We start from the raw sequence: 12,812 nt of genomic DNA, 5'->3' as shown, positions 1-12,812 counted from the left end.
GCCGCCGATCACGTCCGGATCAGGGCTTTCGCCGGGGATCCCCGCCACCGGAGGTGCCCGGCTTCGCAGCGGGCGCGAGGCCGGTGGGGCCGTCGGCGGCCGCGTGACCCCGAGCGCGGACGGACGCCCGCCTGCGATCGCGTGCTGTGGCGGTGATCCCGGCGAAGGCTGTGCCCGCCGGCCCTCCACCACGCAGAACACCGCCGGAGCCAAGTGGTGGATGGCTCCGGCGGTGTGTGGATCCGCATACCGCTACTTCTTCTTGGCGGCCTTCTTCGCGCCCTTCTTCGCCGCCACGGCCTTGGTCGTGGTGGCCTTCTTCGTCGCCGTCTTGGCGGCGGCCTTCACCGTCTTCTTGGCTCCGGCGGCCTTGGTCGCCGTCTTGCGGGTGGCGGCCTTGGTCGCCGGGGCGGTGGTCTTCTTCGCCGCGGTCTTCTTGGCGGTGCTCTTCTTGGCCGCCGTCTTCTTCGCCGTCGCCTTCGTCGCCTTGACGGTCGACTTGGCGGCGGCCTTCTTCGTGGTGGTCTTGGCGCTCGACTTCGACGAGGACTTCGCGGCCGGAGCCGGCTTCGTCACGCCGGAGACGAGATCCTTGAAGCCCTGGCCGGGACGGAACGCAGGAACCGACGTCTTCTTCACCTTGACCGCTTCACCCGTACGCGGGTTGCGCGCCATGCGGGCCGCACGGGCCCGCTTCTCGAAGACGCCGAAGCCGGCGACAGAGACCTTGTCCCCCTTGGACACCGCGCGCTGGATCTCCTCCAGCACCGCGTCGAGCGCTGCCTGGGCACTTTTGCGGTCCCCCAAGCGAGCAGTGAGCACCTCGACAAGCTCGGCCTTGTTCACGACTTTCCCTCCCGGAATGTTCGGTGGTCCTTACGGACCGTATGGGCGAACGGTATGCCGCATTGCGTCCAAATTCAACTATTTCGGCAGGAAAGTCGTTGTGTCGCAAGGAAAAATCGTTCACCAGGCGTGAACTCGGCCCTCTCGGAGGGTCACGAGACCGATCCGAGAGGGCCGAAAAGTGATCGGCGCGAGCACTCTAAGACACCACGAGGTGTCTCCGGAGTGCCGCCGTTAAGCGGCTTGCGTTCGCGGCAAACGCGATGGGCGAGCCCCTTCAAAGGCCGTGATGTCGGCCTCGTGCCGCAAGGTCAGACCGATGTCGTCGAGTCCTTCCAGCAAGCGCCAGCGGCTGAAATCGTCGAGCGGGAACGACCACGACCGCTCCCCCGCGCGGACTTCGCGCGCTTCGAGATCGACGGTGACCGCCAGGGCAGGGTCGGCGTCGAGCGCGTCCCACAGCCATTCCACGGCCTCCGAGGGCAACTCGACCGGGAGCAGGCCGCCCTTGAGGGCGTTGCCGCGGAAGATGTCGCCGAAGCGCGGCGCCACGATCGCGCGGAATCCCTGATCCTGAAGCGCCCACACGGCGTGTTCGCGGGACGATCCGACGCCGAACTCGGTGCCGGTCACCAGGATCGTGGCCGTGGCGTGGGCGGGCTGGTTCAGCACGAACGTGGGATCATCACGCCAGGCCTTGAACAGGCCGTCGGCGAATCCCGTGCGGCTGACCCGCTTGAGGTACTCGGCGGGGATGATCTGGTCGGTGTCCACGTTGGAACGACGCAGCGGAGCCGCGGTCCCGGTGTGCACGGTGAACTTCTCCATGTCTCACGTCCTCCCTAGACCAGGTCCGCCGGTGCGGCGAAGTGTCCGGCGACGGCCGTCGCGGCGGCGACCTGCGGCGACACCAGATGCGTGCGGCCGCCGGGGCCCTGCCGGCCCTCGAAGTTGCGGTTCGACGTCGACGCCGAGCGCGCGCCGGGCGCGAGCTTGTCGGGGTTCATGCCCAGGCACATCGAACAGCCCGCGAAACGCCAGTCGGCGCCCGCCTCGCGGAAGATCTCGTGCAGTCCCTCGCTCTCGGCCTGCGCGCGCACCCGCGCCGAACCGGGCACGACCATCATCGTGACGCCGTCGGCGACCTTGCGGCCCCGCAGCACCTCGGCGGCGTTGCGCAGGTCCTCGATGCGGCCGTTGGTGCAGGAACCGACGAACACGACGTCGACGTCCACGTCGCGCATCGCCGTGCCCGGCGTGAGGGCCATGTATTCGAGCGCGCGCTCCGCGGCACCGCGCTGCACCGGATCGGTGTAGACGGACGGATCCGGTACGACCGCGCCCAGCGGTACGCCCTGACCGGGGTTGGTGCCCCACGTGACGAAGGGCGTGAGCTCGGCGGCGTCGATGACGATCTCGGCGTCGAAGACGGCGTCCTCGTCGGTCGGGAGCGTGCGCCAGTAGGCGACCGCCTCGTCCCACGCCTCGCCCTTCGGGGCGTGCGGGCGGCCTTCGAGGTAGGCGAAGGTCGTCTCGTCGGGCGCGATGAGGCCGGCCTTGGCGCCCCACTCGATGGACATGTTGCAGACTGTCATGCGGCCTTCCATCGACAGGGCGCGGATCGCCTCGCCCCGGTACTCGACGACGTGACCGATGCCGCCGCCGGTGCCCGCCTTGGCGATGACGGCGAGGATCAGGTCCTTGGCGCTGACGCCCTCGGGCAGGACACCGTCCACAGTGACCGCCATCGTCTTCGGCGGGCGCTGGGTGAGGGTCTGCGTGGCCAGGACGTGCTCGACCTCGCTGGTGCCGATCCCGAAGGCGAGCGCGCCGAAGGCGCCGTGGGTCGAGGTGTGCGAGTCGCCGCACACGACCGTCATGCCCGGCTGGGTGAGGCCGAGCTGCGGGCCGACGACGTGGACGACGCCCTGCTCGTCGTCGCCGAGGGGATGGAGGCGGACGCCGAACTCGGCGCAGTTCTTGCGCAGCGTCTCCAGCTGGGTCTGGGAGACCGGGTCCACGATCGAGAAGAGGTTGTCCGTGGGGGTGTTGTGGTCCTCGGTGGCGATGGTGAGGTCGGTGCGCCGCACCGGCCGCCCGGCCGCGCGCAGACCGTCGAACGCCTGGGGGCTGGTCACCTCGTGGACGAGGTGGAGGTCGATGTAGAGCAGGTCCGGCTCATCGCCTCCGGCGCGCACCAGGTGCGCGTCCCACAGTTTTTCCGCGAGCGTGCGCGGCTGGTCCGACATCACTGCTCCCATCATCTGGACATCCCGGGATTTGGGATGTATGTTTCGGGTCGTGGGAAACAATATCAGCGGCGTCGGGGTCCTCGACAAGGCCGTTCTCATCCTGACCGCGTGCGTGGACGGTGCGAGCCTCGCCGACCTCGTCGAGCACACCGGGTTGCCGCGCGCCACGGCGCACCGGCTCGCGCAGGCGCTTGAGGCGCACCGGATGCTCGTGCGCGACCCACGCGGGCGCTGGCACCCCGGCCCCCGGCTCGGCGAGTTGTCGAACGCCACACCCGACGTGCTGCTCACCGCGGCCGAGCCGGTGCTGACCGTGCTGCGCGACCAGACCGGGGAGAGCGCCCAGCTCTACCGCCGCCGCGCCGACGAGCGCGTCTGCGTCGCCGCCTCGGAACGGTCGAGCGGACTGCGCGACACGGTGCCGATCGGGTCGGTGTTGCCCATGTCGGCCGGTTCCGCCGCGCAGATCCTCCTCGCCTGGGAGCCGGCCGAGGCCGTCCTGCCGCTGCTGCCGCGCTGCAAGTTCACCGGCCGCACCCTCGCCGAGGTCCGCCGCCGCGGATGGGCGCAGAGCGTCGCCGAACGCGAGGCCGGAGTCGCCTCGGTGTCGGCGCCGGTGCGCGACCGCACGGGCCGCGTCATCGCCGCGATCTCGGTGTCGGGACCGATAGAGCGTTTCGGTCGCCGCCCCGGCGAACGGCACGCGATGGCGGTCATTCGTGCAGGTCAGCGCCTGTCCGGACTGTAGGGGGAATACCGCTTTGGACGCACCGGAGGTACTCCGGTACAGTCTTGTCCGGTGCGTCGAACGGACTCCGACGACGCGCGATGGGGTATGGTGTAATTGGCAACACGGCTGATTCTGGTTCAGTTGTTCTAGGTTCGAGTCCTGGTACCCCAGCGTTGACGATCCTCCGGCCCACGGCCGGGGGATTTTGTTTTGGTCTCGGGGCCGTGGCGGGTTCATCCGAGGCGACCGTCCGGCCGCCGTTCGCGTGACCCCCGCTCCGCGACAGGGGCGACGTCGCGGTCGACACTCTGAGGCCCGAGGCGCCGGAGACCGCTTCTCATTGCACTGAACGAAACCGTGCCGATCCCAGACCAACAAGGGAAACCCGTGCGGCCCATTCGGGCAAAACGCCAGGGCAATACCCATCCGACCGTGCGGCATTCAGTGAACGATCATTCGATGTCGATTTGCAGAGTTGATCATTACAGTCGGTTGTATGGATACTGAACGAACCTATTCGGAGACCGGAACCGTCGCCATGAGTCTCGGACAGGCGCTCGGTGTCATGCTTCGATTCCCATTCGCCTGCCTTCTCGGGATCGTCACCCTCATCGGATATCCCTGGCCCGCTTCTTTAACGTGGCATCTTCGACCCTTGCTGTTCGCCGGCGCAGCGGCATTGGTCATCTGGGACATCCGGCAGCGATATGTCCGCCCACTCGAAGCCTCACATCGCAAGACGCGTATCATCGACCTTCCCGACGAGCAGCCTGAGATACTTCAGCGCAGCGCTGCGGGCTCGGACGACGAGCATACATTCGACGCGGTTCAATGCAGGATCTTTCTCTACGGACTGCTATACCCGAACCGACTGCGCCAACGGCTGACCGAGCGCTATGCCCTCAGTCCGACGACGCTGAAACAGTCCGTGACGATAGACGTGCACATTCCCGAGATCATGCTCGTCACCGCAGGAAAAGGCGACTCGCCGGAAAAGGAACCCGAGCGGGTCGACCGGGTGCTCTTTCCGGTCCTCGTCCCCGCCAAGGGGGCGATGCTCGACGACCTGCGCGTCCTTGCCGCCGACCACAGCGACCTCCCCGCCCTGGCCCACCGTGAGTACCTGCAACTCGTTGCCCGCACCCTTCGACTCTTGATGGTCGTCGCCTACGGCGGAGGGCAGTTGAGTCCGGCCACTCACTGGTGGGCGTTGCGAGCAGAGCGCCTGGCCCTGCAGACGATCCTCCACCAAGCCGACACTCCGCCCCCGAAGGAGGCCCCCGGGGAGTCCCTCCGTGCGCTGCTGAGCATCCCGCCGGGGCAGAATCCGCCGATCGTCGATCGAGACGCGATCGAGTCGGCGGTGATGCTGGTCAAACTTCTCGCCGAGCACTACGTCGTCGTGACCTCGGTGCCATGCCCTCGCGACGGCCGCATGGTTGTCGCCTACGAGCGGTTGACCACCCGCAAGCCGACGAAGGAGGCCTCGGGCACCCACCTGTTCAGATTGCGGCCGCTGCTGTCGGGAACCGCCGCGAGCTATCACCTCATCGTCGAAGGACCGGAGGGCGTCTACCTCATCAAGCAGGGTTCACCGGGACTCACCGACTACTTCGGCGCACACTGGGCACAGATCGAGCAGGAGAACAAGGCGGCGATGTCAGCTGGTCGCCTCATCGATTCACCTCCTCCGCCCTATTACCGATTCGGCTCTCGCAAAGGCCAACGATTCGCGCACTTCTACACCCGCTTCGCGCCGATGCCGAGCAGCCCCGTCGGCTACGGAGACAATCCACCGAACATCCATCTACTGTTCCGCGAATCTCCCCCGGGTGAATCGTTCCGTGCGGCCATTACCTCCAGCGCGGCGGCCGTACTCATCTGGCTGGTCGGGTTCGTGATGTCGCGGGGCATGCTCACTAAGGTGCCGTTCACATTGGACTCGGATGCACCCGCGATCCTCCTCGTCTTTCCGGCACTCGCGGCCACCTGGCTGGGTGTCGAACAACGGACTCAGAACCTCATCGGACGAACGAAGACCACGTTCACGACAATGCTCGTGACCGTGTTCACGTCCATTGCCGCCAGCGGTGTCTTCATGATGAACAATTCGGCGATCACCTACCTCGCCTGGCGCAATCCCGGGAATGCCAACTTCCTCGGCATTCAGCACCTCCCCTGGAGCCTGCTCGCCTTGGCGGCGATCGTCAACGCCATCGTCGCGATCCGCTCGTGGCAGGGCCATTCGCGGGAGTACCGGCATCTGCGAACCCGCCGCGGGTCCCCCCATACCGACTAACTCACACTTGTCCCCAACCTGCCCATCGTGGTACCTTCGATACAGACTGTGACATGCATCACAGGATCTATCGCGCGGTGCAGCGTTCATCGAGAACGTGAGGAACCGATCATGACCTCCCCCGCCACCTCCGAAGACGCGCAGAGGATTCCATCAGTGATCATCAACAACGACGTCGACGCGGACCTCTGGGGCACCGAACGAACGGCCCTGGTCGACATGCAGGACTGGCCCGTGGAGGTCCTCGCGAAGGACACCCCGCCCAGCGCACGACGGGGTGTCGATCTCGTCATGAAGTTCACGGGCGAGACGCTGGCGACCGCCGTCGACGGACTCAAGACCGCGGGAAGCTGCGCCGGACAGCCCCGCCCGTCCTCCGCGCAGAGCTAGCCCGCCAAGCCCGCACCGCGCATCCAACCCCGCCGAGAAGCGCGTGAGGCCACCTGTAGACTTGCGCAGGTTGTTCCACAAGCCCCCGTCGTCTAGTGGCCTAGGACGCCGCCCTCTCAAGGCGGTAACGGCGGTTCGAATCCGCTCGGGGGTACCAGCAAGAAAGCCCGGACTCAGGTCCGGGCTTTTCTCGTTGGCGTCCGCCCGCGCGGCCCCGTCGAATCGGACGCGCGGAAGCGCCCGAACACTGAACAGCCGTCCACTGTGCACGATCATGCGATGCCGTCGCGCCCCCGGACTCTTACTCTCGGTCACGTGGACGTCGCGTCCGCCGGGGCCGATCTCGACCACGCGTAGCGACGTCGTCGCATAGGCCCCCACATGACCTTGCCCACCACTCGATCGCGTGATACCTTTCGTACCCTGTGAGCCAGCTCACAGAAGGTTTCACGTTCCACCGGACGTGAGGAGCCCCGAAAACGGGCACCCCCACCACCGCAGCATCCCCTGACACGCAGAGGACTCAGACCGTGGGATTCAAGAAGACGCGAGACCGCTCCACCGGCGTGCCGACCCGCACCCGCCGACCGGGCACGCACCTCGGCACCAGGCTCAACACCCTGATCGGAGCCACTGCCTTCCGGCTCGCCGTCGTCGGCCTCGAAAAGACGCCACGGACCCCCGAGACCCCCGGCGACTAGCCCCACCATCCGCGTCGCCCCTCACCCGATATCCCCTTGCATCCCCGCCCGGACGTCCCTGTAAGCTTGCGCAGGTTGCTACGCAAGCCCCCGTCGTCTAGTGGCCTAGGACGCCGCCCTCTCAAGGCGGTAACGGCGGTTCGAATCCGCTCGGGGGTACAAGACCGAAAACTGCATCATGTGAAGGGTTCGGCGACGACTCACATTAAGTCCGGCGCCACCTTCACCCACCCCGCCCGAGGTTGAGACGGACGGGGTAACGGAGAGGCCCACCTGACGCATCAGGTGGGCCTCTCTCGTACCCGCCGAAGATCCGCGAAGATCCGCGACCACAACGACCACAACTAACTCCACGACCACAACCGTGACCACCGTCACCGCACGGCGCGAACATGTCCCGGTAACCCCGCCGCAACGGCCGGGAAACGATCGAGGGAGAAGTCGTGTCACACACCTTTGGCAGGCGGCGAGTGCTCACCCGCGGGCTGGCCCTGGCCTGCGCGTCGCTGCTCGCCGTCACCGCCTCCGCCTGCGAGAAGGCGGGCGACGGCGGGGATGCCGACTACCCCAGCGACACGCTGCAGGTCATGGCCCCGGCGGCCGCCGGCGGCGGCTGGGATCTCACCGCCCGCTCCATCCAGCAGGGGCTCACCGACTCCGGCCTGGTCACGTCGGCCGTCGAGGTCTACAACGTCGAAGGCGCGGCCGGGACACTCGGGCTCGCCCAGCTCGTCACCAAGAACGAGGGCGACCCCCACCAGCTCATGGTCATGGGCCTGGTCATGATCGGCGGCGTCGTCACCAACAAGTCCCCCGTGAACCTCACGCAGGTCACCCCCATCGCGACCCTGACCGCCGAGCAGGAGGTCGTCGTCGTCCCCGCCGACTCCCCCTACGAGAACCTCCAGCAGCTCATGGAGGCCGCGAAGGCGACCCCCGACGCGATCAACTGGGGCGGCGGCTCGGCCGGCGGCACCGACCAGATCCTCGTCGGCCTGCTCGCCAAGGCCGCCGGCGCCGACCCGCGCGCCATGAAGTACCTGCCCTACTCCGGCGGCGGCGAATCGAAGGCCGCGCTCCTCTCCGGCGACCTGACCGCCGCCGTGTCCGGCGTCAGCGAGTACGCCGACCTGGTCGCCGCAGGCGAGGTCCGCGTGCTCGCGGTGTCCGGCCCGACCGGCGTCGACGCCGGCGAGGGCAAGCCCTCCCCGACCATCAAGGAGGCCGGTTACGACGTCGAGCTGATGAACTGGCGCGGCATCGTCGCTCCCCCCGGGATCGACGACGACGAGCGCTCCGCCGTCATCGCCCTCGTCGACAAGCTGCACGCCTCCACGCAGTGGCAGCAGACCCTGGCCGAGCAGGGCTGGGACGACTTCTACAAGAGCGGTGACGAGGCCGCCGCCTTCTTCACCTCCGAGACCGAGCGCATCACCGCCGTCCTCACCGACATCGGCCTGGCGGGCTGATGCCGGAGACGACACCCGAACCGGAGCCGGGCCCGTCCAACACGGACGGGCCCGGCCCCGGCCCGGCGGTGGAATCCCGCCGCCGCGCGCCGATCGGCCCACGCGTCGTCGGCGCCGTCCTGCTCCTGACCGGCCTCTACCTCCTCTGGGAGGCCTGGAAGGCCGTCGGCGACGACGAACTGACCATCATCAGTCCCCGCATCGCCCCGCTCATCGTGACGGGCATGTGGGTCCTGTTCGCCGCGATCTACCTCGTGCGGCAGCTGATCGACCCCACAGCCGACTACCCGGTGCCCGAACCGTCCGACGAGGACGACGACGCGCACGCCGCCACCGACACCGTTCACGACCCCATCGACTGGCGCACACCCGCCCTGGTCGCGGTCCTGCTCGTCGCCTACGTGCTCCTCCTGGAGCACGCCGGGTTCGTGCTGTCGACGGCCGTGTTCTACCTGGCCACCAGCCGCGTCCTGGGCAGCCGCAAGTGGATCCGCGACATCATCGTCGCCGTCGTCCTCGCGCTCGGCGTGTACCTGGCCTTCACCCGCCTGCTCGACATCGTCCTGCCCGAGGGGGTGCTCCCGCTGTGAGCTTCCTGTCCGACCTCCTCGGCGGCTTCGCCACCGTCCTGTCGCCGGAGAACCTCCTCTACGCGGCCATCGGCGTCACCGTCGGCACCTTCGTCGGCGTCCTGCCCGGCATCGGCCCGGCGCTCACCATCGCGCTGCTGCTACCGATCACGTTCAGCCTGGACAGCCCGACGGGCGCGTTCATCATGTTCGCCGGGATCTACTACGGCGCCATGTACGGCGGCTCGACCACCTCGATCCTGCTCAACACACCCGGCGAGTCGGCATCGGTGGCCTCGGCGATCGAAGGCCATCAGATGGCCCGCCGGGGACGCGCGAAGGCGGCCCTGGCGACGGCGGCGATCGGTTCCTTCGTCGCCGGAACCATCTCCACCATCGGCCTGACGCTCTTCGCCGAACCCGTGGCCTCCCTCGCGGTCACCTTCCGGGCCTCCGACTACTTCGCGCTCGCCGTGCTGGCCATGGTGTCGGTGACCGCGCTGGTCGGGCGTTCACTGGTGCGGGGACTGATGTCGCTGTCGCTCGGGCTGTTCATCGGCCTCATCGGCCTCGACCAGCTCACCGGGCAGGCCCGCTTCACGTGGGACTCGATGCAGCTGTTCGAGGGCATCGACATCGTCATCGTCATCGTCGGTCTCTTCGCCGTCGGCGAGACCCTGCACGTCGCCGCCCGCCTCGGCCGCCTGCCGGAGACGGTGGCGCCGCTCGGGCCGAGCGGCAAGGGGTGGATGTCGCGCGAGGACTGGTCGCGGTCGTGGCGGCCGTGGCTGCGCGGTACCGCCGTCGGTTTCCCCTTCGGCGCGCTGCCCGCGGGCGGCGCCGACATCCCGACCTTCCTGTCCTACACCTTCGAGAAGAACCTGTCACAGCGCTCACAGAAGATCAAGAGCGACAAGGCCCAGTTCGGCAAGGGCGCCATCGAGGGCGTCGCCGGTCCCGAGGCGGCCAACAACGCCGCCTTCTCCGGCGTGCTCATCCCGCTGCTGACCCTCGGCATCCCGACCTCGGCGACCGCCGCGGTGATGCTCGCGTCCTTCCAGGGCTTCGACATCCAGCCCGGCCCGCAGCTGTTCGAGAAGTCCTCGACGCTGGTGTGGGCGCTGATCGCCTCGCTCTACATCGGCAACCTCATGCTGCTGGTGCTGAACCTGCCGCTGATCCGCATCTGGATCAAGGTCCTGAAGATCCCCCGGCCCTCGCTCTACGCCGGGATCCTGGTCTTCGCGACCCTCGGCGTCTACGCCGTCTCCGGCAGCGTCGACCAGGTCCTGATCGCCTACGGCGTCGGCGTCCTCGGGTTCTTCATGCGCCGCTACGAGTTCCCGATCGCGCCGGTCATCCTCGGCGTCATCCTCGGGCCGATGATGGAGCTCCAGTTCCGGCGGGCGCTGACGGTCTCCAACGGCGATCTCTCGGTGTTCTACACCCGGCCGCTGACGGTCGCGCTGCTCGCGCTGGCCGCCGTGGCGATCGTGCTGCCGTACCTGCCGCGCATCATCGCCAAGGCGCGCGGGCGCAGCGCGAAACGGCTCGCGTTCGGTGAGGACGACTGAGCCCACCGCCGGCGATCGGGCGCCGCTTCGGGTTTTGTCCCGGGGCGGCGCCCTTTGCGGTCAGCAGGTCTCGGGCCCGGGCCTGGGCGCGTCGGGATCGTGGAGCGTCTCCAGGAGCGGCCCGAGGACCGCGCGCTCCCCGTCGGTGAGGCGGCGCATGATCATGTTCTCCTCGGCGATCGCCCGTGAGATCTCGTCGCGCACGGCGACCCCCGCCTCGGTCAGCGCCAGCAGTTTCACCCGGCGGTCGGTGCCCGGCACGCGCTCGACCAGGCCGCGCTCGTCGAGCCGGTCGGCGAGCGCGGTGATGTAGGAGCGGTCGCAGGCGAGCCGTTCGGCGAGGTCGCGCATCGGCGCGGGTTCGGTGAGCAGCACGATCGCCCGGGCGAGGTGCACCGGCAGGCCGAAACGTGCCACGATCCGCGCGAAGTCGGCCTTGGCCTGCTCGCCGATCTCGATGAGCAGCCGGGCGAGCCGGCCGGCCTCGGCGAGGCGGTCCTCCTGTTCGGTCATGTATCCCACGTTACTACAGAGAGTCAATAGTTGACCCACTCACGCATTTCGGTCTATCGTCGATTACGTGAGCGACTCAACCATTGGCTCGATCAACTAACGCGGGAGCGCACATGACCACCGCCTTCGACCCCGTCCGCATCGGCGCACTGGAACTGGCCAACCGGATCGCCATGGCCCCGATGACCCGCAGCCGCGCGCACGGGCCCGGCGCCACGGCCACCGAGCTGATGGCGACCTACTACGAGCAGCGCGCCGGAGCCGGGCTGATCATCACCGAGGGCGCGCAGCCGTCGGTCGTCGGACAGGGCTACCCCGACACTCCGGGCCTGCACACCGCCGAACAGGTCGAGGCCTGGCGCGCGACGACCGACCGCGTGCACGCCGCCGGAGGCGCGATCTTCGCCCAGCTCCTGCACACCGGCCGCATCGGCGACGCCGCCCTCCTGCCCGGCGAGCTCATCCCGGTCGCCCCGTCCGCGATCCCCGCCGCCGGACAGGTCTACACCCACGAAGGCCCCAAGCCCTACCCGACACCGCGGGCGCTGACCGAGGCCGAGATCGCCGAGACCGTCGACGACTTCGCCCGCGCCGCCCGCAACGCCGTCGAGGCCGGCTTCGACGGCGTCGAACTGCACGGCGCCAACGGCTACCTCATCCAGCAGTTCCTGTCCTCGAACGCCAACCGGCGCACCGACGGCTGGGGCGGCACGGTCGAAGGACGGATCCGCTTCGCCGCCGAGGTCACCGCGGCGGTCGCCGGGGCCGTCGGCGGCGACAAGGTCGGCCTGCGGATCTCACCCGGGAACACACTGCACGACATCGCCGAGGACGACGTCGAGCAGACCTACAAGGCCCTCGTCGCCGACATCGCCGGTCTCGACCTCGCCTACCTGCACATCATGGAGAGCGCGGGCATGCGCGACCTCACCGCCAGCCTGCGCGCGCGGTTCACCGGCCCGCTGATCCTCAACCCGAACACGCTCCCGGAGCCGACCGGCCCCGACGCGCTGTCGCTGATCGAGGACGGGACCGCCGACCTGGTCTCCTACGGCGCGCTGTTCCTGGCCAACCCGGACCTGCCCGCACGACTGGCCGCCGGCGGCCCGTTCAACGCTCCGGACCGGGGCACGATGTTCGGCGGCGACCAGCACGGGTACACCGACTACCCGACGCTCACCTGAGGAAGACCATGGCCTTCACATCCGAAGAGGTCGCCACCGTCTCCGGCGGCGGGCCGGTCAAGCCGCACAAGACCGTCCACGGCTCATGAGCGCCCGCGCTCAGCCGAAGCGCGTGCTCTCGGCGAGCACGCTCGGCACGGCACGCACGAGAGATCCGGTGCGGCGCCACGCGCGCCGGTGGACCAGCGCGGGCATGACGACGAGGTGGCCCGCGAAGAAGAGCGGCTCGTAGAGCCACTCGACGTCGCGGGCGCCTCGCGGCACGACGATCCCCCCGGGAGACGT

At 68.6% G+C, this 12,812-nt stretch carries 13 protein-coding genes and 3 tRNA genes; 11 read left to right on the top strand and 5 right to left on the bottom strand.

The annotated features are described in order from the left end of the window. Nucleotides 1–252: 252 nt before the first annotated feature. The 3 genes from HNR73_RS12420 to leuC all read right to left on the bottom strand — a co-directional run bounded on the left by HNR73_RS12420 (nucleotide 253) and on the right by leuC (nucleotide 3,095). Nucleotides 253–846, bottom strand: a complete 594-nt coding sequence (locus tag HNR73_RS12420; RefSeq protein WP_184787551.1) for an HU family DNA-binding protein — start codon at nucleotides 844–846, stop codon at nucleotides 253–255. A gap of 234 nt (nucleotides 847–1,080) precedes the next feature. Further along, entirely contained in the window at nucleotides 1,081–1,674 is a 594-nt protein-coding gene (gene leuD, locus HNR73_RS12415) for a 3-isopropylmalate dehydratase small subunit (protein ID WP_184787550.1), read from the bottom strand. Nucleotides 1,675–1,688: 14 nt separating this feature from the next. Next, complete coding sequence (gene leuC, locus HNR73_RS12410; RefSeq protein ID WP_184787549.1) at nucleotides 1,689–3,095, bottom strand: 3-isopropylmalate dehydratase large subunit; 1,407 nt, start codon at nucleotides 3,093–3,095, stop codon at nucleotides 1,689–1,691. A gap of 64 nt (nucleotides 3,096–3,159) precedes the next feature. Between leuC and HNR73_RS12405 the strand changes: the two genes are divergently transcribed. The 10 genes from HNR73_RS12405 to HNR73_RS12360 all read left to right on the top strand — a co-directional run bounded on the left by HNR73_RS12405 (nucleotide 3,160) and on the right by HNR73_RS12360 (nucleotide 10,830). Further along, nucleotides 3,160–3,846 carry an IclR family transcriptional regulator gene (locus tag HNR73_RS12405; RefSeq protein WP_184787907.1) on the top strand — a complete coding sequence of 229 codons (687 nt, stop codon included), beginning with the start codon at nucleotides 3,160–3,162 and terminating at the stop codon, nucleotides 3,844–3,846. Nucleotides 3,847–3,927: 81 nt separating this feature from the next. Then, nucleotides 3,928–3,999: transfer RNA gene (locus HNR73_RS12400), tRNA-Gln, on the top strand. Between the two features lie 325 nt (nucleotides 4,000–4,324). Beyond that, nucleotides 4,325–6,127: a hypothetical protein gene (locus HNR73_RS12395; RefSeq protein WP_184787548.1), complete on the top strand. Its 1,803-nt coding sequence runs from the start codon at nucleotides 4,325–4,327 to the stop codon at nucleotides 6,125–6,127. Nucleotides 6,128–6,238: 111 nt separating this feature from the next. After that, nucleotides 6,239–6,517 (top strand): hypothetical protein, encoded by a 279-nt coding sequence (locus tag HNR73_RS12390; protein WP_184787547.1) that lies wholly within the window; start codon nucleotides 6,239–6,241, stop codon nucleotides 6,515–6,517. A gap of 81 nt (nucleotides 6,518–6,598) precedes the next feature. Continuing rightward, nucleotides 6,599–6,674: transfer RNA gene (locus HNR73_RS12385), tRNA-Glu, on the top strand. Between the two features lie 373 nt (nucleotides 6,675–7,047). Further along, nucleotides 7,048–7,218: a hypothetical protein gene (locus HNR73_RS12380; protein ID WP_184787546.1), complete on the top strand. Its 171-nt coding sequence runs from the start codon at nucleotides 7,048–7,050 to the stop codon at nucleotides 7,216–7,218. A gap of 86 nt (nucleotides 7,219–7,304) precedes the next feature. Continuing rightward, a tRNA-Glu gene (locus tag HNR73_RS12375) sits at nucleotides 7,305–7,377 on the top strand. Nucleotides 7,378–7,661: 284 nt separating this feature from the next. Then, entirely contained in the window at nucleotides 7,662–8,687 is a 1,026-nt protein-coding gene (locus tag HNR73_RS12370; RefSeq protein WP_239122263.1) for a Bug family tripartite tricarboxylate transporter substrate binding protein, read from the top strand. After that, nucleotides 8,687–9,277, top strand: coding sequence for a tripartite tricarboxylate transporter TctB family protein (locus tag HNR73_RS12365; RefSeq protein ID WP_184787545.1), 591 nt, complete (start codon nucleotides 8,687–8,689; stop codon nucleotides 9,275–9,277). Before HNR73_RS12370 ends, HNR73_RS12365 begins: the two co-directional genes overlap by 1 nt. Continuing rightward, complete coding sequence (locus HNR73_RS12360) at nucleotides 9,274–10,830, top strand: tripartite tricarboxylate transporter permease (RefSeq protein ID WP_184787544.1); 1,557 nt, start codon at nucleotides 9,274–9,276, stop codon at nucleotides 10,828–10,830. Before HNR73_RS12365 ends, HNR73_RS12360 begins: the two co-directional genes overlap by 4 nt. 60 nt (nucleotides 10,831–10,890) lie before the next feature. Here HNR73_RS12360 and HNR73_RS12355 read toward each other — a convergent pair whose 3' ends face one another. Further along, complete coding sequence (locus HNR73_RS12355) at nucleotides 10,891–11,343, bottom strand: MarR family winged helix-turn-helix transcriptional regulator (RefSeq protein ID WP_184787543.1); 453 nt, start codon at nucleotides 11,341–11,343, stop codon at nucleotides 10,891–10,893. A 113-nt stretch (nucleotides 11,344–11,456) separates the two neighbouring features. Between HNR73_RS12355 and HNR73_RS12350 the strand changes: the two genes are divergently transcribed. Next, the gene (locus HNR73_RS12350) at nucleotides 11,457–12,527 is read left to right on the top strand and encodes an alkene reductase (RefSeq protein ID WP_184787542.1); all 1,071 of its coding nucleotides are present in this window, start codon (nucleotides 11,457–11,459) and stop codon (nucleotides 12,525–12,527) included. Nucleotides 12,528–12,626: 99 nt separating this feature from the next. Here HNR73_RS12350 and HNR73_RS12345 read toward each other — a convergent pair whose 3' ends face one another. Continuing rightward, nucleotides 12,627–12,791, bottom strand: coding sequence for a hypothetical protein (locus tag HNR73_RS12345; protein ID WP_184787541.1), 165 nt, complete (start codon nucleotides 12,789–12,791; stop codon nucleotides 12,627–12,629). Nucleotides 12,792–12,812: the final 21 nt, after the last annotated feature.

The sequence above is a fragment of the Phytomonospora endophytica genome (assembly GCF_014202425.1).
GTDB classification, from domain to species: Bacteria; Actinomycetota; Actinomycetes; order Mycobacteriales; family Micromonosporaceae; genus Phytomonospora; species Phytomonospora endophytica.
Note: the sequence above shows the minus strand (reverse complement) of the source record. Positions and strands in the feature narration are given on the sequence as shown.

What these genes read in the sequence shown, in the direction of transcription:
- leuD (WP_184787550.1), bottom strand. Translation starts at nt 1,674, where the DNA reads ATGGAGAAGTTCACCGTGCACACCGGGACCGCGGCTCCGCTGCGTCGT.
- leuC (WP_184787549.1), bottom strand. Translation starts at nt 3,095, where the DNA reads ATGTCGGACCAGCCGCGCACGCTCGCGGAAAAACTGTGGGACGCGCAC.
- HNR73_RS12395 (WP_184787548.1), top strand. Translation starts at nt 4,325, where the DNA reads ATGGATACTGAACGAACCTATTCGGAGACCGGAACCGTCGCCATGAGT.
- HNR73_RS12390 (WP_184787547.1), top strand. Translation starts at nt 6,239, where the DNA reads ATGACCTCCCCCGCCACCTCCGAAGACGCGCAGAGGATTCCATCAGTG.
- HNR73_RS12365 (WP_184787545.1), top strand. Translation starts at nt 8,687, where the DNA reads ATGCCGGAGACGACACCCGAACCGGAGCCGGGCCCGTCCAACACGGAC.
- HNR73_RS12355 (WP_184787543.1), bottom strand. Translation starts at nt 11,343, where the DNA reads ATGACCGAACAGGAGGACCGCCTCGCCGAGGCCGGCCGGCTCGCCCGG.
- HNR73_RS12350 (WP_184787542.1), top strand. Translation starts at nt 11,457, where the DNA reads ATGACCACCGCCTTCGACCCCGTCCGCATCGGCGCACTGGAACTGGCC.